At 45.0% G+C, this 21,145-nt stretch carries 18 protein-coding genes; 6 read left to right on the forward strand and 12 right to left on the reverse strand.

Annotation, left to right across the window (positions count from 1 at the left end; all coding sequences use genetic code 11):
* Window positions 1-238: 238 nt before the first annotated feature.
* From parC to BGK61_RS16450, 3 genes are all read left to right on the forward strand, one after another.
* On the forward strand, window positions 239-2,524 hold the full coding sequence (parC, locus tag BGK61_RS16440) for a DNA topoisomerase IV subunit A (protein WP_076011439.1): 2,286 nt from the start codon (window positions 239-241) through the stop codon (window positions 2,522-2,524).
* A 63-nt stretch (window positions 2,525-2,587) separates the two neighbouring features.
* Window positions 2,588-3,124, forward strand: coding sequence for a heme NO-binding domain-containing protein (locus BGK61_RS16445; protein ID WP_014997097.1), 537 nt, complete (start codon window positions 2,588-2,590; stop codon window positions 3,122-3,124).
* 12 nt (window positions 3,125-3,136) lie between these two features.
* Window positions 3,137-5,305: a putative bifunctional diguanylate cyclase/phosphodiesterase gene (locus BGK61_RS16450; protein ID WP_076011438.1), complete on the forward strand. Its 2,169-nt coding sequence runs from the start codon at window positions 3,137-3,139 to the stop codon at window positions 5,303-5,305.
* Between the two features lie 179 nt (window positions 5,306-5,484).
* Here the strand turns inward: BGK61_RS16450 and BGK61_RS16455 are convergent, their stop codons facing one another.
* The 8 genes from BGK61_RS16455 to rpe form a co-directional block, all read right to left on the reverse strand.
* Window positions 5,485-6,291, reverse strand: a complete 807-nt coding sequence (locus tag BGK61_RS16455; protein WP_014997099.1) for a DUF1338 domain-containing protein — start codon at window positions 6,289-6,291, stop codon at window positions 5,485-5,487.
* A 117-nt stretch (window positions 6,292-6,408) separates the two neighbouring features.
* Window positions 6,409-7,878, reverse strand: coding sequence for a succinylglutamate-semialdehyde dehydrogenase (gene astD, locus BGK61_RS16460; protein ID WP_014997100.1), 1,470 nt, complete (start codon window positions 7,876-7,878; stop codon window positions 6,409-6,411).
* Window positions 7,879-7,891: 13 nt separating this feature from the next.
* On the reverse strand, window positions 7,892-8,929 hold the full coding sequence (gene astA, locus BGK61_RS16465; RefSeq protein ID WP_014997101.1) for an arginine N-succinyltransferase: 1,038 nt from the start codon (window positions 8,927-8,929) through the stop codon (window positions 7,892-7,894).
* A 20-nt stretch (window positions 8,930-8,949) separates the two neighbouring features.
* Entirely contained in the window at window positions 8,950-10,158 is a 1,209-nt protein-coding gene (locus tag BGK61_RS16470) for an aspartate aminotransferase family protein (protein ID WP_014997102.1), read from the reverse strand.
* A 621-nt stretch (window positions 10,159-10,779) separates the two neighbouring features.
* On the reverse strand, window positions 10,780-11,946 hold the full coding sequence (locus BGK61_RS16475) for an HDOD domain-containing protein (protein ID WP_076011445.1): 1,167 nt from the start codon (window positions 11,944-11,946) through the stop codon (window positions 10,780-10,782).
* A 296-nt stretch (window positions 11,947-12,242) separates the two neighbouring features.
* On the reverse strand, window positions 12,243-12,827 hold the full coding sequence (locus tag BGK61_RS16480) for an anthranilate synthase component II (RefSeq protein ID WP_014997104.1): 585 nt from the start codon (window positions 12,825-12,827) through the stop codon (window positions 12,243-12,245).
* A 100-nt stretch (window positions 12,828-12,927) separates the two neighbouring features.
* Window positions 12,928-13,935 carry a tryptophan--tRNA ligase gene (trpS, locus tag BGK61_RS16485; RefSeq protein WP_014997105.1) on the reverse strand — a complete coding sequence of 336 codons (1,008 nt, stop codon included), beginning with the start codon at window positions 13,933-13,935 and terminating at the stop codon, window positions 12,928-12,930.
* 65 nt (window positions 13,936-14,000) lie between these two features.
* Window positions 14,001-14,678, reverse strand: coding sequence for a ribulose-phosphate 3-epimerase (gene rpe, locus BGK61_RS16490; RefSeq protein WP_014997106.1), 678 nt, complete (start codon window positions 14,676-14,678; stop codon window positions 14,001-14,003).
* A 304-nt stretch (window positions 14,679-14,982) separates the two neighbouring features.
* Here rpe and BGK61_RS16495 point away from each other — a divergent pair, with 304 nt between their 5' ends.
* The 3 genes from BGK61_RS16495 (at window position 14,983) to BGK61_RS16505 (ending at window position 16,497) form a co-directional block, all read left to right on the forward strand.
* Complete coding sequence (locus BGK61_RS16495; RefSeq protein ID WP_014997107.1) at window positions 14,983-15,804, forward strand: TorF family putative porin; 822 nt, start codon at window positions 14,983-14,985, stop codon at window positions 15,802-15,804.
* A gap of 174 nt (window positions 15,805-15,978) precedes the next feature.
* Window positions 15,979-16,287: a hypothetical protein gene (locus tag BGK61_RS16500; RefSeq protein WP_014997108.1), complete on the forward strand. Its 309-nt coding sequence runs from the start codon at window positions 15,979-15,981 to the stop codon at window positions 16,285-16,287.
* Between the two features lie 9 nt (window positions 16,288-16,296).
* Window positions 16,297-16,497, forward strand: coding sequence for a DUF2970 domain-containing protein (locus BGK61_RS16505; RefSeq protein ID WP_014997109.1), 201 nt, complete (start codon window positions 16,297-16,299; stop codon window positions 16,495-16,497).
* 86 nt (window positions 16,498-16,583) lie between these two features.
* Here the strand turns inward: BGK61_RS16505 and BGK61_RS16510 are convergent, their stop codons facing one another.
* The 4 genes from BGK61_RS16510 to aroK all read right to left on the reverse strand — a co-directional run bounded on the left by BGK61_RS16510 (window position 16,584) and on the right by aroK (window position 20,896).
* Window positions 16,584-17,465 carry a Dam family site-specific DNA-(adenine-N6)-methyltransferase gene (locus BGK61_RS16510; protein WP_014997110.1) on the reverse strand — a complete coding sequence of 294 codons (882 nt, stop codon included), beginning with the start codon at window positions 17,463-17,465 and terminating at the stop codon, window positions 16,584-16,586.
* Window positions 17,466-17,691: 226 nt separating this feature from the next.
* Window positions 17,692-19,170 (reverse strand): SPOR domain-containing protein, encoded by a 1,479-nt coding sequence (locus tag BGK61_RS16515; RefSeq protein WP_014997111.1) that lies wholly within the window; start codon window positions 19,168-19,170, stop codon window positions 17,692-17,694.
* A 112-nt stretch (window positions 19,171-19,282) separates the two neighbouring features.
* On the reverse strand, window positions 19,283-20,350 hold the full coding sequence (aroB, locus tag BGK61_RS16520; protein WP_014997112.1) for a 3-dehydroquinate synthase: 1,068 nt from the start codon (window positions 20,348-20,350) through the stop codon (window positions 19,283-19,285).
* 30 nt (window positions 20,351-20,380) lie between these two features.
* Complete coding sequence (gene aroK / locus BGK61_RS16525; RefSeq protein WP_014948032.1) at window positions 20,381-20,896, reverse strand: shikimate kinase AroK; 516 nt, start codon at window positions 20,894-20,896, stop codon at window positions 20,381-20,383.
* Window positions 20,897-21,145: the final 249 nt, after the last annotated feature.

Genomic DNA, 21,145 nt, shown 5'->3' on the forward strand with positions numbered 1-21,145 from the left:
ACCTAATGCTATTTAACCACTCTCTTTGAAGAATAACAAAACAAACCCCAGCGCTTATAGTGAGTTCACCCCAAAAGTCGTGACAATTGGTTTCAAGGATTGCACACAATTGCGGTTTACCCCACAATAGCCTTTAACGCTCGCGAGCTTGTCACTAAGTGGTGCGCTAAGTTACTCACAAATGACGGCCTTCCAAGCACGAGCGCATTGGTATTAATAACAAAACGAAAAAACTATCATGAGTGACGAGATCATCATTAATCGCGATGGGGTAGAGCAACTTCCTCTTCGACGTTTCACCGAAGACGCTTATCTAAACTATTCCATGTACGTCATCATGGACCGTGCACTTCCACATATTTCAGATGGCTTAAAGCCTGTTCAGCGACGCATCATTTATGCGATGTCGGACCTAGGCTTAAGTGCAAACGCTAAATATAAGAAATCGGCAAGAACCGTAGGTGATGTACTAGGTAAGTTTCACCCTCACGGCGACTCCGCGTGTTATGAAGCAATGGTGCTGATGGCTCAGCCTTTCTCTTATCGCTACCCTTTGGTCGATGGGCAAGGAAACTGGGGTGCGCCGGATGATCCGAAATCGTTTGCTGCCATGCGTTATACCGAGGCTAAGCTCTCGCGTTTCTCTGAGGTGCTACTAAATGAACTTGGTCAAGGTACTGTAGATTGGGTACCCAATTTTGACGGTACGCTGAACGAACCAAGTGTGCTTCCAGCTCGCTTGCCACATATCCTACTTAACGGTGTGACAGGGATTGCAGTTGGTATGGCGACCGATATTCCCCCTCACAACGTAAGAGAGTTGGCCAACGCGTGTGCCATGTTGTTAGACAACAGCAAAGCAGAGCTTAGCGATGTGCTAGAGCACGTTAATGGACCTGACTATCCCACCGAAGCCGAAATTATTACGCCAAAGGCTGATATTCAAAAACTGTACGAGACTGGGCGTGGTTCAATAAAAATGCGTGCGGTGTATACGGAAGAGAATGGCGATGTCGTTATTACCGCTCTACCTCATCAAGCGTCAGGCGCCAAGATTCTAGAGCAAATTGCAGCGCAAATGCAGGCGAAGAAGTTACCTATGGTAAGCGATCTTCGTGACGAATCAGATCATGAAAATCCAACCCGTTTGGTGATAACGCCTCGCTCAAATCGCATTGATGTAACACAACTAATGCAGCATTTATTCGCGACGACCGACCTAGAGAAAAACTATCGAGTCAACTTGAACATGATTGGCCTGGACGGTCGCCCTCAGGTGAAAGACTTGCGTACGATTTTGTCTGAATGGCTGCAGTACCGAAAAGATACCGTAACGCGCCGCTTGCAGTACCGCTTGGATAAAGTGTTAGCGCGCCTACATATTTTAGAAGGTTTGTTAATTGCGTTTTTGAATATCGATGAAGTTATCGAAATTATTCGTACGTACGACAAGCCAAAGCCAGAGTTAATGGCACGATTCGGTCTAAGTGACACTCAAGCTGAAGCAATTCTGGAATTGAAGCTTCGCCACTTAGCCAAGTTAGAAGAAATGAAGATTAAGGGCGAGCAAGATGAGCTTGCAGAAGAGCGCGACAAGCTACAACAGCTTTTAGGGTCAGATCGCCGTCTTAAAACGCTAATTAAGAGAGAAATCTTAGCAGACGCTGAAAAATACGGTGACGACAGACGCTCACCTATTATTGAGCGTGGTGAAGCTAAAGCGCTGTCTGAAAAAGAGCTGGTACCTGCTGAGTCTGTAACTGTTGTACTGTCAGAAAAGGGCTGGGCTCGTTGTGCAAAAGGTCATGATATCGATGCTGAGGGTTTAAGCTACAAAGCTGGTGATGCCTATTTATCCAGCGCCGAAGGCAAGAGCAATCAGCCTGCCGTGTTTATGGATAGTTCAGGTCGTACTTTCTCTTGTGACGCTCACGGGTTGCCGTCTGCACGAAGTCAGGGGGAACCGCTAACCGGGCGCTTCAGCATAGTGGGTGGCGAGTCATTCCAACATGTCATTATGGCGCAAGACGAAAGCAAATTCCTAGTGGGTTCTGATGCAGGCTACGGCTTCGTAGGCACGTTTAAAGATATGGTGAGTAAGAACAAGGCAGGTAAAGCCTACTTATCATTACCTACTGCCGCAAAAGTAATGAAACCCATGCCAGTGACTAACCCTGACTCCGATTGGTGCCTAAGTATTTCAAACGAAGGTCGTATGCTCATGTTCCCTCTACGCGATTTACCGAGTTTAGGTAAAGGTAAGGGGAATAAACTTATCAACATTCCTTCAGCCAAAGCGCAGTCCCGCGAAGAGTACGTGAAGGTGCTAGCTGTTGTACCTGATGGTGCGGCTATTAAAGTGGGAGCAGGTAAACGCAACATGACACTTACCGCTGACGACCTTACCCACTATCAGGGGGAAAGAGGTCGAAGAGGGAACAAATTGCCGCGTGGATTGCAGCGAGTTGATACCGTTGAAGTTGTCTTACCTAGCAAGGGCGAAACGACTGAAGATTTGTCATAAAGTTTAAGTTGTTCTTATGCTTAGGTGAACTACACTCAATAAAGGATTAGATGAGGAATTTACATGCTAGGCATAGTTTTTACATCGTTAATCGATATGCTCGAGGAGAAAGTTTCCCCCGAGTTCGCCGATGATGTCATCATGGAAGCTGGGTTAGAAAACGACGGCGCTTATACCGCAGTGGGTTATTACCCGTTTGAACAAATGCAACGCCTGTTAGGCGTGCTGGTGGAGAAAACGGGTAAGTCCGCTAACGAGCTTCTCTACGATTTTGGTTTCTATTTGTTCGGTAAGTTAGGAGCCGTGCATGGCGACGTTCTGGCTAACACACACGATATGCTAGATATGTTGGAGCACTTAGACGGTGACATCCACGTTCAAGTAAAGAAACTCTATCCTGATGCTGATCTCCCTCGCTTTAAAGTGATATCGCGAACTGATAACACTATGCGCTTGCAATATTATTCTGAAAGGGAGCTATACCCTTTAGCCGAAGGCTTGATGGATGCCGCCGCAGTTCACTATAACTGCACGCTCGAAAGGGAAACTCATCAATTAGATACGCCTCATACCTACGAATTTAGTATATCGCTCGTTTAACGGAGGCATGGAATGTCAGATGAAACATCGCATGGAGAGCCTCGTGAGAACGACCGTTCGGCGTTGCTTGAAAGGCGTTTAAAGCGAGAGCGAAATGCGAGAGAGCAAGCAGAAAAGTTACTTAGTGAAAAAACGCAAAGCCTGTACGAAGCATTACAGCAAAGTCAAACTATTCAAAAGAATCTAGAGCTAGCATTATGGGCCTCTCAGGAATCGTTTTGGAGCTGGGAGGCCCACAGTGATGAAATGGAAATACGTTCTTTTTCACTACATTCTGGAAGTGTATCTACCTGGTCAGGCACCTTAATTGAGCTTCTAGAGCGGGTGCATGAGGACGATTTAGACGGCCTGCAGTTTCACTGGAGCATGGCGCTACACGGCAATCGTGACCGTATAGAATTTTCTTTTCGCTTAAATCTCGACAGAGATTTTCAGTGGGTAAGGCTGCGCGGGCGCGTGCTGAAGCGCGGAAAAGCGGGTGAAGCGCTTCATATTGTTGGCACCACAAAAGACATTACTCAGCAGCGCAAAGCCGAACAATCGTTTCACTTAATGGCCTCTGCTTTTGCGAGCTCACGTGAGCCCATGTTAGTACTCTCACCTGAGCTTGTTATCACAGAATGTAACGATGCATATATTCAGCTGATTGCTGCGCCTTTCAAAGAGCAATGCATTGGTTTGGATTTCAACCAAATATTCATTGCTGAGAAAGTCGATAAAGTGCAGTTGGCGCTTGATAAACAAATTCGCTTCGAGTCGAAAGTGAAGACGCAAAACGGTGAAATTAAGGTTGTCGATATCTCGGTGGCTTTGTTTGAGACCTACCAGCAAACGTCATCTTATTTGATTGCCACAATGCGCGACATCAGCGATAGAAAACGCAACGAAGCCAAACTACGTCAACTGGCATTGCACGATGAGTTAACCGGCCTTTCCAATCGTAATTCACTGCGCGAGTCCATTTCTGACTTAGTTCAACAAAAGCAGCACTTTATACTGGTCTTTATTGACCTCGATGGCTTTAAAGCGGTTAACGACAATGCGGGCCATGAAAGAGGAGATATCGAGCTTCAGCGAATTGGCGCACTTCTTACCGGTATGTTTGGCCCTATAGGCGAAGTTGGCCGGTGGGGGGGTGATGAGTTTATTGCTGTATTGCCTAACCAAAACATTGAACATGTTGCTGAGAAATCGCAGCAGCTCATCAGTCAAATTGAAGAGGATGTTATTGCCGTAAAAACGTCGGAGCTTAGGCTGTCAGCCAGTATTGGCATAGCTGAATTTCCAGAGCATAGTGACAACTTAGAGAGCTTGGTACAGTGTGCCGACGCCGCAATGTATCGCGCAAAAGAGCTTGGCAAAGGGCAGGCATTTATTTATGAGCCAGGCCTTTATGAGAGTATGACGCAGCAGGTCAGTATGGTTAACGACTTGCGCAGAACGGTAGAGAACCACCTTCTGGATTTCTATATTCAGGGTAAATATGATTTACACGGCGAATTGAAGGGCGGTGAAGTGTTGTGTCGCTGGATTTCTGGCTTGCACGGCGTAGTTTCTCCAGCGGTGTTTATTCCCATAGCAGAAGAGCAAAAGTTAGATAGCGCAATTGGCCTACAAGCGCTGGAGGCAGCATGTGACTATATTTCGATAATGGAGTCGCAGCAGGGAGACGCCATTCCTTTGTCTGTGAATATCAGTGCTAATCAGATGCTTGACCCAGAGTTTCCTGATCAGGCAGTGTCTATCTGTATGGACAATAATGTGTCCCCTGAATTTATTGAGCTAGAGCTCACCGAGTCGGTCTTTATTCGAGATGAAAAATCAGCACTGAGAGCACTAAACACGTTAAGAGACCATGGATTTAGACTGTCTCTAGATGATTTTGGCAGTGGTTTTTCATCCCTTAGCTACTTGCGAAGTTTCCAGTTTGAAGTGGTTAAGGTGGATAAAAGCTTAATTCAGGGTATTCACCAAGACAGCAAAGCCAATGCGCTTTTTAATGGCTTGATTGCCATGTTAAAGAGCTTGCAGATAGATGTGGTGGCTGAAGGGGTAGAGTTAGAGTCTTACTTGCCTTTTATGGAGCAGGCTGACATTCAGCTCATGCAGGGGTTTTACTTTGATAAACCCATGCCTTACGACCAGTTCTTGGCAAGGCATACTACTGAGCCTAATCGTTAGCAAAAGCTTAATTATTATTAGCTTGGCAATGGAAAGCAATTTGCCGATTTTGCAAAAAGTAAAGAAAGACTGGGGTTTGTGATTATCGCTATCAACGCTCTACGGACAAACGGTTATCTCTTGTGATTTACACAAACAAAAAAGCCCTTACGGGCTTTTTTTAAAACTAAACGCCAAAACTATTTAGCATTGGTGCTTTCAAAGATTTTATCTGCCGATGCGGCAACAAAGCCTTTGTAAAGCTTGCCATCAGGCATCTCATAGCGTTGTGCGAACTCGTAGAAGCAGCTTGGAATTGCCACAGTTTCGTCGCTGAACGCTACGTCAGCACGGTCAGCCATGGTTGACGATTGCGCTAAAAATACGTCTGCGCCGCCTTTAATTTCGCCACCAGAAGTATTAAGCACGAAACCTGCTTCTTTAAGCAGCGTATTTACGTCAGAAAGTTCGTTAGTACGAGTTAAGTGGTTCACACTTACGGTAAAGTGGTTTGCGCGGAATCCCCACGCGGCCATCCACGCAGCGTATTCTGATTCGTTAAGCAGTGTGTCGTACTCTGCTTTCGAAACGTCCCAGTGTTTACCCGAATACAAAAAGTTGTCTGCATCCACAACAGATTCAGGCATTTGATCTACAAGCTTTTTAATAATTGTTTGAGCTGTCTCAGAAAGCTCGTTTACACGAAGCTCACTAATGAATACTTTTGGTTTAGTATCGTCAGGGTGCTCAAAGTGCTTCGCAGTAAGCTTTTTCGCTTCGAAGTCATAGTCGCCCTTAGCTTCATAACCCAATGCTAGGAAGTGTGCTGCAAGCTTATCTAAGCGAGTTTTGTCTAGAGCAAAAGTTCGAAAAGCTACATGATCGTTAACGATGTCGTTCGTGTTTTCTTCACCCGCTAACAGAGCATGAATTTTATGCGCAGAGGGGGTGATGGTCACGTAATCGTCCCACATGTTGCTAAACAACGTATCGATGTTGCTATGCATGGTAGTAGGGTCCTTTCTGTCGTTGACTATTTTTAAACGAATAGTTCGTATATGGTTGGTACTAAACTGGCCGACACAAAAGTTGCATCGGCCTTTTTGTAACGTGAAAAACTTAAGTTACATCGACAAACCAGGGCTTAATTTGCCTGGCATAGTAACTTTATCAAGTTCAACTGATGCAACTGGGTATGCACAGTAGTCGGCTGCGTAAAACGCGCTTGCTCTGTGGTTACCACTGTCGCCCACACCACCAAACGGCGCAGCACTACTAGCACCCGTGATAGGTCTATTCCAGTTTACGATGCCCGCGCGAATGCGTGCGAAGAAGTAGCGATAATCTTCTTCGTTGTCGCCAAGAAGACCTGCTGACAAGCCAAAGCTAGTGTTATTAGCTTCTTCAATCGCAGCGTCGAAATCGCTGTAACGGATCACTTTAAGCAGTGGACCGAAGTGTTCTTCGTCAGGCAGTGAGGCAAGCATGTCAGTAACATCAATAATGCCTGGAGTAGCAAAACCTTTGTTTTCGTCTTTCTGTTCAAGGCGAACTAATACTTTACCGCCAAGGTTTTCAAGTTCTCGCTGTGCTTTCACCATAAGAGCAGCGGCATTGCTTGAAATCATTGCGCCCATAAATGGCTGATCTTCAGCGTCATAATCACCCACTTTAATATTTTTGGTCACTTCGATTAAGCGAGCAAGAATTGCATCACCTTGTGCATCGGCTGGTAAAAATAGGCGACGTGCACACGTACAGCGCTGACCTGATGTAATGAAAGCAGATTGAACGATGTCGTGTACGGCAGCATCAACATCAGCTACATCTTTTACGATTAACGGGTTGTTACCACCCATTTCAAGGGCCAAGATTTTACCTGGGTGACCTGCGAACTGCTCGTGCAAGATTTTCCCTGTACGCGAACTGCCCGTAAAGAAAAGGCCGTCGATATCGTTATGCGACGCCAATGCCTTGCCAGTTTCAACTTCACCCTGTACTAGGTTAAGTACACCAGCTGGTAAACCCGCTGCGTCCCACAACTTCACCATTTCTTGTGCAACCATGGGCGTTAAATCGCTTGGTTTAAACACAACTGTGTTACCCGCGATAAGAGCAGGAACAATGTGTCCATTTGGAAGGTGTCCTGGGAAATTATAAGGACCGAATACCGCAACAACGCCGTGTGGCTTGTGACGAATGAACGCTTTGCCTACAGGCATTGGGTTTTCAACGTTACCCGTACGCTCAAAATAGGCTTTTTCAGAAATACCAATTTTGCCCATCATCGCGCCTACCTCAGTAGCGGTTTCCCACTCTGGTTTGCCCGTTTCTTTAGCCATAATTTTAGCAAGGTGCGCTTTAGCTTCTTCTAGCTTAGTGCCATATACCTTGATAATTTCGAGACGCTCTTCAACGGTTTTCATGCTCCACTCTGGAAGTGCAGCACGAGCGGCCTTTATAGCGTCATCAATTTGGGCGGCGGTCGCAGACTTACCTTCCCAAATTACTTCGTTTTTTGCAGGGTCAACAGATGTTAAATCATGACCTTGTCCGGCAACCCATTCACCGTTGATAAAATGTGTATGTAGCATAGTGGGTGTCCTTTTAATCTCTGAATGTAACGGGGGCAAAACGTACGTATTCACCCTCTTTGACATTCAATGCAGCAGCGGCTTGACGAGATAGCACGGCAACTTGCTTTTCTTCGCTTACCGTCATCTCAGTGGCGACTGCACGAAAATCAGATACTGAAGTGTTAATGATATAGTGCGTTTGCCCTTGGGCGGCGGCACTGTCATCAATCACAACAGGCAATTTTAAACTCGATTGAGCCGTGCGAATGTGGCTCAAATTAGCCTCTACCGTTGGGCCAGCGTCGAAAATGTCTACGTAGCCACGGCAAGAAAAGCCTTCTTCTTCAAGGAGCTGAAGGGCAGGGCGAGTCTTTTCATGCACCTCGCCAATCACTTCTTGCGCTTCTTTGCTAAGCAGGTTCACGTAAATCGGATATTTCGGCATAAGTTCAGCAATAAACACCTTATTGCCAATGCCCGTTAAATAGTCGGCTGTAGGAAAGTCCATAGAGAAGAAGTGGGTTTCTAACCACTCCCAAAACGGCGAGCGTCCTTCTTCATCGCTAACGCCACGCATTTCAGCTATAACTGTCTCTGAGAAGCGCTCGCGGTGCTCCATCATGAACAAAAAGCGTACCTTTGAAAGGAAGCGACCGTTAATTCCACCACGGGCTTGCTCGCGAAGAAACAGCGTGCAAATTTCAGTAACACCAGTGTAGTCATTACAAAACGTGAGAATGTCTACAGTATTGTGAATATTGAGCTCGCGTGAGGCGTGCACAACCTTGCTCAAGTGATAGTGGTAGAACGCATCGTCAATACCGACAGCAGCTTCAATACCTGTTGTACCCACTACCTGTCCGGTAGTGGTATCTTCCATTACAAACAAGTATGACTCATCGCCAGGCTCGGTTACGTTTGGTTTGTTAAACGCAGTTTCTGCACGATCAATTTTGCGCTGAAGTAGTTCGTCGTTAACAGGTAAAGACGTAAAGCCAATACCTGATTCCACGGCGATTTCTTTAAGCGCGTTATAGTCGGCTTTCGTGATAGGGCGAATGATATTCATGTTCGCTACTCGTGCTGTAATTATTCGGCGTTTACAACGGCAGCAACGGCGCGCTCAAAACGTGCAAGACCTTCTTTGATGTCTTCATCAGGAATAACCAATGAAGGCGCAAAACGAACCACGTTCATGCCAGCAACAAGACACATTAGGTTCTCTTTAGTTGCTGCCATCATGAAGTCACGTGCACGACCTTGGTATTTTTCGTTCAGTGCACAACCTAGAAGCATGCCTTGACCACGTACTTCTTCAAATACGTTGTACTTTTCATTAATTGCACCTAGTAGCTCGCGGAACAGCGCTTCTTTCTTAAGCACGCCTTCAAGTACTTCTGGTTGGTTAACAATATCAAACGCTCTCTCAGCAACCGCACATGCTAGTGGGTTACCACCGTAAGTACTGCCGTGCGTACCAGCTTTAAGGTGTGCAGCAATGTCTGTAGTCGTTAACATTGCACCAATAGGGAAGCCACCGCCAAGAGATTTAGCAGTAGTCAAAATATCAGGTGTTACGCCAAGACCCATATATGCGTAAAGGTGACCGGTACGACCAACGCCCGACTGAACTTCATCGAAAATTAGCAGAGCATTGTGCTTGTCACATAGCTCACGAACGCCTTTTACGAAATCTGCGTTAGGTGGAATGATACCGCCTTCACCTTGCAGAGGTTCCATCATTACTGCACAGGTCTTGTCAGAGATTAGTGCTTCAAAGGCAGCTAAATCATTGTAGTCACAGTGATCGATGGCGCCAGGCTTAGGACCAAAACCATCAGAGTAAGCAGCTTGACCACCCACTGTTACAGTAAAGAAAGTACGGCCATGGAAACCTTTGTTAAACGCAATGATTTGGTTTTTATCTTCACCGTGCTTATCAAGTGCCCAACGACGCGCTAGCTTAAGCGCAGCTTCGTTAGCTTCGGCACCAGAGTTTGCAAAGTAAACTTTATCTGCAAACGTTGCATCTGTTAGCTTTTTAGCAAGACGAAGTGCTGGTTCGTTAGTAAATACGTTACTTAAATGCCAAAGCTTGCTGCCCTGTTCATTGAGTGCTTTAACTAGCTCTGGATGGCAGTGACCTAAAACGTTAACTGCAATACCGCCTGCAAAGTCGATGTACTCAGCTCCATCCTGGTCCCATACACGTGAACCTTCACCTCGAACAGGAACCATACCTGCTGGGTTATAGTTAGGAACCATTACATCATCAAATGTAGCGCGAGTTACGTTCATCTTTGTTACCTCTGCGTTGGGCGCCAATCACACTGTGTGATTTTGCTTGTCGAATCAATGAGCACATTTTAGTACTACTTTGGTCGATAAGCGTTAATTGAGCGCGTAAAAACTAATCGGATTTGTTCTACAGTATGCCATTTTTTTTAACATTTGTCTTCTATGCAAAGGGCTGCAGCCCTTTATTTATAAGGACTGTGGCTTAATTTGCAGGAAAAGTGAATAACTATTAACTACTGGGCTATATCAATAAGTAATAATCAATTTTTGCGCTAAGAAAAGGGCTGTGCGGAGGTTTTGTTGCGCTTCGAGCTATGAAAAAAGCATAAACGCAGGTTGGTGTTGCACCTGCCTAATACGCTGATAAACGTGCAAGGTATTGAGTAAAGGGCAATATTTATAGGCGGGATGCATTCAATGCAGAAAGTGTGCATAACGAGTGCATGAATATCCACAAAATATTTAAAGCTGGTTATACATGTTTGTATTAAATTTAACCTAAATGCGTCGCTAACGGTCTTTTTTGAGTCTGTGCCAGTGTGCCATCACCTCCGCGAAAAAGCGTGTCCAATTGTAGTCTGTAAGGCCTCTTCAAAAACGTTAGAAAAGGCCTTGAGGGGGCTAGTGATGTTCGTCGTTTTTGACTAACGGAAGGGTGAATATATCAATTTCTTTTAGTTTTTCGAGTGCGCCAGCGGGGTAGCGTTGCTCCATGAAAAGAGGTTTTACCTCTTTCATTTCAACAAGTTTTAACTGGTGTAACATCCGAATTTGCGTGTAAGTTCGAGCTTGGTGAAGTATCTTGCTTAGCGTTTTAGACTGCGCTGGTACTTTATCAGCGCACGCTCGCATGGGGTCTGCAATCGGCAAGCGCATCAAATGCATCCATTCCAAAATGTCAGCACTGACTGCATCGGCAAACTCCTGCTGTAAAGCAATTAGATGGTTCGCTGACGGTGCGACTTTAAGCAGAGCTTCATGTCGCTTTTGTTCTTTATCTTTTTGGCACTCTTGCAAAAGATGAAGCTGAATTTTGTCGAACAGTTTGAAATAAAGTCGCGTAACTACGCAGCGCCCCAGGTTACTTAGCATTGCAAGAGTGTAAGCTTGATTTTTGTTTAAATCACTAAGCGCAGCAAGGCGTTTCGCCGTTATGGCAACACCCGTTGCGTAGGGCGTAAGCTTTTGTTTAATCAGCGGGTAAGGGTCGGTAATTTGCGGCATGGCGCGCTTTAAAATGAGCGACGGTATTAATGTGCGCAAGTTTTCAATACCTAAAAAGCTCAAGGCTGTGCGCAGCGTTTCTACAACAATAATGCGACCACGAGAGTCTTTACGCCTAAATTGCGGCGTATTTACAACAACTATCAGCTCATCGTAGAGCCACGGCATGGTAGCGGCAATTGGCTCTAATTTCGAAACTGAACATGCTCTGACAGAGAGCGCATCTAGCAGCTCACCGGTGTTTTCTGGCAGGTTAAGTACGTTTTGAACGAGTTCGTCGGTGTAGCTAAGCTGCTCTGTTAATTCACCCAGTAGGATCTCGTGAAGGTGATGGCTAACTGATTCAAGGTATGAAGCTTCGGTTTTCTCTTGAAGGCGTTTATTTTCAATCGCCACTTTTTCAACGTGCAGTAAAAGCCTGCGCGCGTCGCCTTGTTCCGATTGCTCAAAACTTACTTCTCCCACCTTGCGCCTTCCTAGCATTTCAAGCACACGCTCTGGCGATATGATCATGTTTTCAAAACGATCATCTATCGTGGGCGGTGTGGTTGCCCCCATTGTCATATTAAAAGCACTCCTGCTCATAACTTTTTGGTGAACGGCAATATTATCGTACATCAGGGGCCTTAATTACTTTTACTACTGCAAAGATGAAAATGGTAGCTACTACTAGAAAAGTGGCGTTATTACCCTGCGATGCTTGATATTGCGTATGCGGTTCTCAACATAATGTTAATTCAGCCCATAGGCTAAACTGAATTATGGAAAGTTAAACGAAAAATCAGCGAATTGCGAGTAATACAGGCTTTTAAGCGTAACCTTTTAGCTTATTAAAGGGTATCGGCATCAAACCTGTTTACTTAAACCGTTTTAGAGCGAAGAAATGCTTCCAGTACGCTGTGGCCGTGTTCGGTAAGCAATGACTCAGGATGATATTGCACGCCCCAAACGGGATAACTAGCATGGGATATCGCCATGATTTCCTTCGTACCCTGTGCGGTTTCACACCATGCGTCTACATTAATTGAAGATGGTAGTGAAGTGGGGTCTAACACCAAAGAGTGATAGCGCGTTACGTTAAACGGATTAGGAAGGTCTTTAAACAGACCGCTATTGCGGTGTGATAAAGCAGAAACTTTTCCATGTTTAATTTCTTGTGCGCCAACTACCTTAGCACCAAACACTTGGCCTATAGCTTGATGGCCTAAGCACACACCCAGAATCGGGATTTTACCAGCGAAGTGCTCTATTGCAGATAAACTGATGCCCGCCTCGTTGGGGGTACATGGCCCAGGGGAAATAACAAGTTGTGAAGGTGCTAAGCGAGAGATGTCGTCTAAAGTCAAAGCGTTATTTCGCACGACTTCAACATTAGCACCGAGCTCTGTGAAATACCGAGCGAGGTTATGAGTGAACGAATCGAAGTTATCAATTAACAGCAACACGGCAGTGCTAATCCTTGGTATTTCTATATAGCGAGGGTCATAATCATGGAGGGTTCAACAAACCCTTCATGATTTTAAGTAAGACGTTAGAAACTGCCTATTAAGGCTTTGGAATAAAACCCACTGCCTTATATACCTTAGCCAAGGTTTCAGCTGCTCGTGCTGATGCTTTGTCGGCACCCTGGCGCATCACGTCGTCAAGATATGCTCTGTCTGCGCGGATCTCAGCATAGCGCGCCTGAATTGGCTCAAGTAGTGCAACCACGGCATCTGCAACATCACCTTTAAGGTGGCCATACATTTTGTCAGTATATTCAGGCTCAAGCTCTTTAATCGATTTGCCCGTCGCCAATGAAAGCAAGGTTAGTAGGTTTGAAACACCTGGCTTTTCAGTAGGGTTGAAGTAAATATTGGCTTGCTCGTCAGAGTCAGTCACGGCACGTTTAATTTTCTTAGCCAGTTTCTTCGGCTCTTCTAATAGACCGATGAAGTTGTTAGGGTTGTTGTCTGACTTAGACATTTTCTTTTCAGGCTCTTGCAGGCTCATGATGCGCGCGCCGAAATCTGGGATATACGGATCAGGTAGACGAAATACATCGCCGTATAGATTGTTTACACGTGTTGCAATGTCACGGGTTAACTCTAGATGCTGTTTCTGATCTTCACCCACTGGTACTTTATCTGCTTGGTAAAGCAGAATATCCGCCGCTTGAAGTACAGGGTAGCTATATAAACCCACGTTAATATTGTTTTCGTTTTTCGCAGATTTATCTTTGAACTGCGTCATGCGATTTAGCTCACCCATTTGAGCGTAACAATTTAGTACCCAAGATAACTGCGCATGTTCTGGTACGTGGGATTGCAAAAACAGGGTGCTCTTCTGCGGATCAATACCACAAGCAAGGTATAGAGAAAGGCCGTCTAGACACGCTTCAGCAAGCTGCTTAGGGTCTTGTCTAACAGTAATAGCGTGCAAATCGACTATCATATATAGGCAGTCGTGATCATCTTGCATGGAAACCCACTGCTTAAGTGCACCCATATAATTGCCAAGGGTAAGTTGTCCTGAAGGCTGACAGCCACTTAATACAACGGGTTTGTTACTCATTTCTTTTTACCTGTAATACGTTAAATACTGTGAAATTAAAGCTTGTGAAAGTTAAGCTTCAAAAATTATGCTTTAGACAGTGACGCTAGTTCATTGCGCATTTGCTTAATGACATCGCTGTAATCGGGTTGAGAAAAAATAGCCGAACCGGCTACAAACATATCCGCGCCAGCTTCCGCTATTTCGCGAATGTTATCGACTTTTACGCCACCGTCAATTTCAATTCGAATATCATAGCCGCTTTCTACTACACGCTGCTTCACTGCACGCACTTTGTCTAAGGTGCTAGGAATAAACTTTTGGCCACCAAAACCAGGGTTTACCGACATAATAAGAATGTGGTGCAGCTTGTCCAAAACATGATCAAGGTAATGCAGCGGTGTTGCCGGATTAAATACCAGCCCAGGCTTGCAACCTGCATCGATGATAAGCTGTAGAGACCGGTCTATGTGTTCAGACGCTTCTGGGTGAAAGCTAATATAGCTGGCTCCTGCATTCGCGAATTTTTCAATTAAGTCATCAACAGGCTTAACCATGAGGTGCACATCGATAGGTGCGGTAATTCCGTAGTTTCTCAATGCTTCGCAAATCATAGGTCCAAACGTAAGGTTCGGAACATAATGGTTATCCATTACATCAAAATGCACCACATCGGCGCCTGCCTTTAGTACTTTCTCAACGTCTTCCCCTAATCGAGCGAAGTCTGCAGAAAGTATAGATGGGGCAATTAGGAATGGTTTCATTGCATGTCCTTTTTCTAAAAACAACAGGGTGCGTTGCCACTTACGTTTCACTGGTTGCGAAAGTTTACCCAAAACCGCGCTTGTTTACTATGCAAAGGGCTACTCAGCGTTAATTTCACGGATATTTACGATAAATAGACTTCTTTCATATGTTGCCCAATTTTGGTGAGAGCGCGTTATGTTGGTGCATTTTTATGCAGGTGTTTTTTCATCTCATGGGTATGGTGTAATTTTTTAAACTTAAAAAGTCATTAAAATTCATTAGATTAATTAAACTTGCCTGAAGTTTTTTGATGAACCATAAATGGGCATCAACTTTGCGTTATCCAGTCCAAAAAAGAAAACACAGACAGAAAAAACGAATTACAACAAGTTTGAATTTGACTGGAGAACACACATGAAAACATCTACAAAAAGAACAATACTTGCCGCTGCTATTTCTTCAGCGTGTCTGTTAACAGCCATGCCTAGCTATGCAGAAGGCTCATTTACGGCTAATGCGAGTGCAACAAGCAACTACATTTGGCGTGGTTTAACACAAACGACCAACGAAGCTGCTGTTCAGGGCGGTATCGACTACGCGCATGAAAGTGGTTTTTATGCGGGTACGTGGGCGTCTAACGTGAACTACGGTGCAGGCGACGTGTATTCATACGAGCACGACATGTACTTCGGTTTTTCAGGTGAAGCTGAAGGCATTGCGTACGACTTCGGTTATCTTTACTACAACTACGATGACGAAGCGAACTTTGACTTTGCAGAAGTTTATGGCTCTGTCGGTATGGGTGGGTTAAGCCTTACTGTATACCTTTTAGCGCATACTGAAGCTGACGAAGGCGAAGGGCAGGACTTTGGTTTTGCTCAAGCGTCTTATACGTCTCTTGGTTATACCACAGAAATCTTAAATGGCACTGAGCTTGGTTTCCATGTTGGTTATCACGAAGGTGACTTCGCTGAAGCGTTCAACGGCGTTGAAGGCTACATGGACTATGGTATTTCAATCGCAAAAGACGGCTTTAGCTTCGCAATCACGGGTACTGACCTTGATGACATGGGCGGTGACGACGAGTTTGATAACGATGCAGTTAAATTTACTGTAGCCTACTCAGTAGATTTCGAACTATAACGACCTTGTTGACGAGGCCATTGGATGGCCTTAAAAAAAACGTTGAGTAGTAAAAGCCTAATGTGTTTTCGTTAGGCTTTTCATTTTTCAATAACAACGCATTTTTAACTTGTTCACAACGTGCTTTTGATTATAATGAGATTAATTTTTAAACGAGTGTAAGGAGTATTCAGGATGAAGGTTCTTCCATTTTTTGCGATCTGCGGAGCGGTAGCGCTAATTAGCGTTGCGGTTACAAGTACGCCAAATTCTCACTCGTCGGTATGTGAATTCCAACCTGTTACGGAATTCAACCCAAAACTCCCTGCAAGCCACATCCAAAACCAATGCGCCCGTCATCAAGAGGGGGTGGAAGAAGTTAGCTGGTTATCTTGGATTGCAGGAAAATCCCCATCTTTCCAATTTCACTTTTTAGATCTACTTGAGTTGCTACACAGCGACGAAGGTAATCGAGATTTCACATCACCTTCTAACGACGCCTAAGGAAAAGTTATGCAATCTGGCACTGGTTTTTGGTCAGTTCTAGGTAGTGTAATCGCAAGTCTGTTTGGTGTTCAAAGCCAAAAGAATTATCAACGAGACTTCACCAAAGGCAGCTTTATTAGCTTCGCACTTATTGGCATAGTTCTGGTGGTACTGTTTGTCGTTTCACTTTTTATGTTCGTGAAGTGGTATACTGGCTACAACTTGTAGCGCTGCGCAAATACGCTTCAACGGCAATTAGTTCTCTCTAACGAACAGTGCGACGATTTACTAAACTTTTTACGTGATAGAAAGGGTTAAAGTGAAGGGCGTTGAAATGTTTTCTTTTTACGCGCTTTACGTTTTGGTGCCACTTTGGCGGGAGGAAAGTAGGCCAATATTTCATCCACGGGCTGTCGCTTCGCGCCATTCTGACTAATAGAGCGCTTCACTGAGAGCATGCTGAAATCGGCGCCCTGATAGAGCGAACGGGTTAACGGCAAATCGTGGTTAGAGATGAGCACTGGTATACCGCGTTTCTTAGATGCACGGGTAGCGAGCTCGGCTAGTTTTTCTTGTGACTCTTGACCGAAGCTTCGCGCGGCATAGCTGGTGAACGCTGCAGTTTTGCTGATAGGAGCATACGGTGGATCGCAGTAGATAACATTCCCACTCCGTGCCCGAGAGAATACTTTCTCAAAGGGAAGACAAGTAAACGTGGCTTTTTGCGACTTCTCAGAAAATACGAACATTTCGTCTTCGGGAAAGTAGGGCTTTTTATAGCGACCAAAAGGCACATTAAAACGGCCTTGAAGGCTGTAACGACATAACCCGTTGTAACCGTGACGATTCAAATACAGAAAGAGAATGGCGCGATAATACTCGTCCTGCGTAGCATTAAACTCTTCGCGTAACGCGTAATACATTTTTTCATCGTTGCGTTTTCCATCAAAGAATGAACGAGCATCGTTGATCAGTGCATCGGGCTGCGCTTTTAAGAAATTGTATAAGTTAATGAGGTCAGGATTGATGTCATTAAGCAGGTAGCGTTTGTATTGCGTATTCAGAAATACAGATCCGGCACCAACAAACGGTTCTATTAGTTTATTGGCTTGCGGTAATCTGGCCTGAATATGCTCAACCAAGCTGTATTTGCCACCGGCCCATTTTAAAAAAGCCCGGTTTTTTTTCTGCATCATGCTTAAACGTTACTACCTAGACGGAATGAAGACGGTGGTTTTTCCGTGCGCCGCCGTTCCAAGGGAAAGGGTCGTCTTTATACTTTTATGCTGATCAGTATCAGATATCACCACACTAAAGGTAGATTGTAACTTTCATCAGTAAAACGGACAACCAACAAGTTACGCAAGAATGGAATTTTGCTGATTAACTGAAAAGATTATGGTCTATCGGGAGGGAAACGGCTTAATTTTGCACTTTACTTATTTCCGAGCGAATTTGGTCTCCCCGTTTTATAAAAGCATTTTGTTTACCTGGATAATCAGGCAAATTGGTACGTGCTTGTTGCGCTTGCGACAGCGAAGTATAGGTTTGTTTACTCAATACCACGAACCACTCACCGCCATAACGCATAGTTTTATAAATCCGCGTTTGCTCGGTTAAATTGTTTTCTCGCAGAAACTCGCTAAGAACGCGTTCGTTCTTCATTGCTAGCATTTGTATGGCGTAGTCATTTTCACCAATCCAGCTATCCTGACTCGGTACAGTCGCTTCTTCGCTTTGAACTAGATTGTCATCACCATTTGGCGGATTTGCTTGTGTTCCCTGAATTGTTTCTTTGCCTGCTGAAACGGCATTCTCGCCAATAGCCGTTTTGTTATCATCCTCGCCAGTGGCAAGTGCGGGCTCACTATCGCCTTTATTTTCCATAGACGAATTCACCTCAGGTAGTGATGAAACGGCATTTTCCCAGTTGGTTATTAGTGGGTCGCCATCTGACGCATCGCTCACTAACGTTTCACCTGCCGTTGTTTGACCAGCGTTACTGCGCATTTCACTGAGGTCAGCAACAAGTTCTACGTTACCTGTTTCGGCGTATTGTTGGCTTGGTGAGTCTTGCTTAGCAGTGGCATCGCTCTCTTCTGGTTCGCCATCGCCAATAAGTTTGTTATAAGCAGAGCCTGGTTCAACTTGCGTTTTCCCAGCTTCGGATGAAGATGGGTTTATAGGCGCAAAAATCGATGCTAATTTGTCGCCGTACTGCCAGTAAATAAGGCCAGAAAAGGTGATAAGGAATACGCAAATAACAGCAATATAAAACCACTTTGACTTTAAAGGATTAGTAAAAGTTTGAGTGTTTTCACGTTGCCTATTTTCTAGATGAGCCTGAAATGCTTCTCGACGTGACGCAATCATTTTGTCGAGTTCTGACTCAAAGCTCTGTTGTTCACTCATCACAGATTGGCTGCAAATAATGAGCGGAGTTTCTGTATTTTTCGCAGGAAGCCACTGTTTGGCGCGCTCAGCCCAATCATTGTTTGCAAACAAAAGAACATTTAAATGCTGTTTGTTGCCGGCGAATCGGCTTTGCAAAACTAAATCCCAAAGCTCTTGAAGCAGTACATCGGGGAGATTATGTGCCTGAGTAATAGCAATTAGGATAGGACCTTCGTGGCTATTTAAGTCAGAGAGTAACTCGTTAAGAGGTCTAACAAAGCTGCCAACTACCTGACCAAGTAGCTGTCGACAAAGCTGACGACGATAGTCTGACGGCTCCATATTCTCTTGCGCGGTTAAATACGCAATTTCGGTGTCGTCGTGCTGCTGAAAGACGAAGGCTTCAAGGGTCTTCTGTTGTTGAGCAATAGACTCCCCACTGACAAAAATCAGTTGAGAAGAGTAATTGACCAAATATTCCAAACGTTCATGCAGTTCACTTTGCATGGGAGTTTGCCCTTATTCACCGTTGCTTTAAAACGTTACCTGCAACGCACCATTGAATGGCTACCACAAGTGTGGGGAGGGTGCGTTGCCAATTTGTCGCGAGGGCTAAAGACTATGAGAGGATGTTGGTAAGAATGGCGTCCGTGACATCCTTGGTAACAACCGCTTTGCCAATGCCTTGAGGAAGCACAAATCGAATACTGCCGGCTTCCACTTTTTTGTCGCGCTTCATGTGCTTCACGTAGTCATCTTTCGTCATGCTATCAGGGCCTTCAATAGGCAAAGCAAACGCTTCAAATAGCGATGATACGCGTCGTGTTTCTGACGCGGTAAACCACGTTAATGCTTCTGCAACTTTACAAGCAATTATAGTACCAGCGGCCACTGCTTCGCCATGTAGCCAATTACCGTAACCTTGTTCCGCTTCAATAGCGTGACCAAAGGTGTGCCCTAGGTTAAGAATGGCGCGTAAGCCGCCCTCACGCTCATCCTTTGCTACTACGTCTGCTTTAATTTCGCAGCAGCGCGAGATGGCTTGGGTAAGAATTTCAGTATCAAGCGACGTAAGCGCATCTACGTTACCTTCAAGCCACTCAAAAAACGGTGCATCGTAAATGATGCCATATTTGATGACTTCTGCCATACCTGCAGCAAATTCTCTGGGTGGCAATGTAGCAAGTGAATCAGTATCAATAGCCACATAAACCGGTTGGTAAAACGCGCCAATCATGTTTTTGCCAAGGGGATGATTTACCGCGGTTTTTCCACCCACCGATGAATCTACCTGAGAAAGCAATGTCGTAGGGACTTGAATGAAGGGCACGCCGCGCTGGTATGTTGCGGCAACAAAGCCAGTAAGGTCACCAATCACGCCACCGCCTAGTGCGATAAGTGTTGTATCCCTTGCAGCATTAAGCTCAAGCAGACGTGTCATGACAACTTCGAATTGGGCTAGATTTTTGTGCTGCTCACCGTCAGGCAAAATAATAGTTTCAACCTGCACATCTCCACAAGCCGCTTTAGCGGTTTCCAGGTAAAGCGGGGCGACGGTCTCGTTGGTAACAATAACGGCAAGCGGGCCTTTTATGTAGGCACTAAAAAGGCCGGGTTGCGAAAGCAGCCCAGCCTCTATCTGTATAGGATAGCTACGTTCTCCAAGTTCCACAGTTAAGGTTGACATTGGCGTAGCACCTCCTATTACATATCTAATTTATAAACCAATTTTACTGATAATTTGATTTGCTACAGCACGTGCACTTTGGTCGTCTGTATCAACAATGTAATCAGCAACTTCTTCGTAAAGCGGATTGCGCATTTCTGCAAGATCGCGAAGCACTTGTTCTGGATCTTCGTTCTGTAGCAAAGGACGACGTTTGTCGCGTTGTGTACGGGCAACTTGCTTATCGATTGTTGTTTGTAGGTAAACAACAATGCCACGGGCAGATAAACGATTACGCACAGCTTTAGTTACAATAGAACCGCCGCCTGTGGCAAGTACAATACCTTGCTTATCTGTCAAATCGTTTATGACGTTTTCTTCGCGTTTACGGAAACCGTCTTCACCTTCAAGGTCGAAGATCCAGGCGATATCAGCCCCAGTGCGGCGCTCAATTTCCTGATCCGAATCAAAAAAGTCTAGGTGAAGTTCGTCTGCCAGATGTCTACCGATGGTACTTTTGCCAGCACCCATTGGGCCAACTAAAAAGATATTACGTTTTTCAGCCATATTTGCTTATATCACAACTTAATCATGTTAGGGGCAGCGCACTGTTGCCTTACCAGCCTACCCATTGACTCGTGCCTATTTAGTGTCCAATAAGCACCACTCCTTAAACCTCGCTTAAATTTCGAGGCGGGGATTATCTCAGTTTCATGCAACGCGTTGCAAGTTTTGTTACCAACAAATAGCGTATACCTGTAAATTTAGTTACAAAAAAGGCCTGAAAACAAAAAAAGCGCAACAAGATGCGCTTTT

Source organism: Alteromonas abrolhosensis (genome assembly GCF_001953635.1).
Taxonomy (GTDB): domain Bacteria; phylum Pseudomonadota; class Gammaproteobacteria; order Enterobacterales; family Alteromonadaceae; genus Alteromonas; species Alteromonas abrolhosensis.

Excerpts from the sequence above, each read along its gene's own strand:
- aroB (WP_014997112.1), bottom strand. The coding sequence starts at position 20,350 with ATGTCAACCTTAACTGTGGAACTTGGAGAACGTAGCTATCCTATACAG.
- BGK61_RS16495 (WP_014997107.1), top strand. The coding sequence starts at position 14,983 with ATGGGCATCAACTTTGCGTTATCCAGTCCAAAAAAGAAAACACAGACA.
- BGK61_RS16515 (WP_014997111.1), bottom strand. The coding sequence starts at position 19,170 with ATGCAAAGTGAACTGCATGAACGTTTGGAATATTTGGTCAATTACTCT.
- aroK (WP_014948032.1), bottom strand. The coding sequence starts at position 20,896 with ATGGCTGAAAAACGTAATATCTTTTTAGTTGGCCCAATGGGTGCTGGC.
- BGK61_RS16450 (WP_076011438.1), top strand. The coding sequence starts at position 3,137 with ATGTCAGATGAAACATCGCATGGAGAGCCTCGTGAGAACGACCGTTCG.
- rpe (WP_014997106.1), bottom strand. The coding sequence starts at position 14,678 with ATGAAACCATTCCTAATTGCCCCATCTATACTTTCTGCAGACTTCGCT.
- BGK61_RS16470 (WP_014997102.1), bottom strand. The coding sequence starts at position 10,158 with ATGAACGTAACTCGCGCTACATTTGATGATGTAATGGTTCCTAACTAT.
- BGK61_RS16475 (WP_076011445.1), bottom strand. The coding sequence starts at position 11,946 with ATGACAATGGGGGCAACCACACCGCCCACGATAGATGATCGTTTTGAA.
- BGK61_RS16510 (WP_014997110.1), bottom strand. The coding sequence starts at position 17,465 with ATGATGCAGAAAAAAAACCGGGCTTTTTTAAAATGGGCCGGTGGCAAA.
- astD (WP_014997100.1), bottom strand. The coding sequence starts at position 7,878 with ATGCTACATACACATTTTATCAACGGTGAATGGGTTGCCGGACAAGGT.
- astA (WP_014997101.1), bottom strand. The coding sequence starts at position 8,929 with ATGAATATCATTCGCCCTATCACGAAAGCCGACTATAACGCGCTTAAA.
- BGK61_RS16455 (WP_014997099.1), bottom strand. The coding sequence starts at position 6,291 with ATGCATAGCAACATCGATACGTTGTTTAGCAACATGTGGGACGATTAC.
- parC (WP_076011439.1), top strand. The coding sequence starts at position 239 with ATGAGTGACGAGATCATCATTAATCGCGATGGGGTAGAGCAACTTCCT.
- BGK61_RS16445 (WP_014997097.1), top strand. The coding sequence starts at position 2,588 with ATGCTAGGCATAGTTTTTACATCGTTAATCGATATGCTCGAGGAGAAA.
- BGK61_RS16505 (WP_014997109.1), top strand. The coding sequence starts at position 16,297 with ATGCAATCTGGCACTGGTTTTTGGTCAGTTCTAGGTAGTGTAATCGCA.
- trpS (WP_014997105.1), bottom strand. The coding sequence starts at position 13,935 with ATGAGTAACAAACCCGTTGTATTAAGTGGCTGTCAGCCTTCAGGACAA.
- BGK61_RS16500 (WP_014997108.1), top strand. The coding sequence starts at position 15,979 with ATGAAGGTTCTTCCATTTTTTGCGATCTGCGGAGCGGTAGCGCTAATT.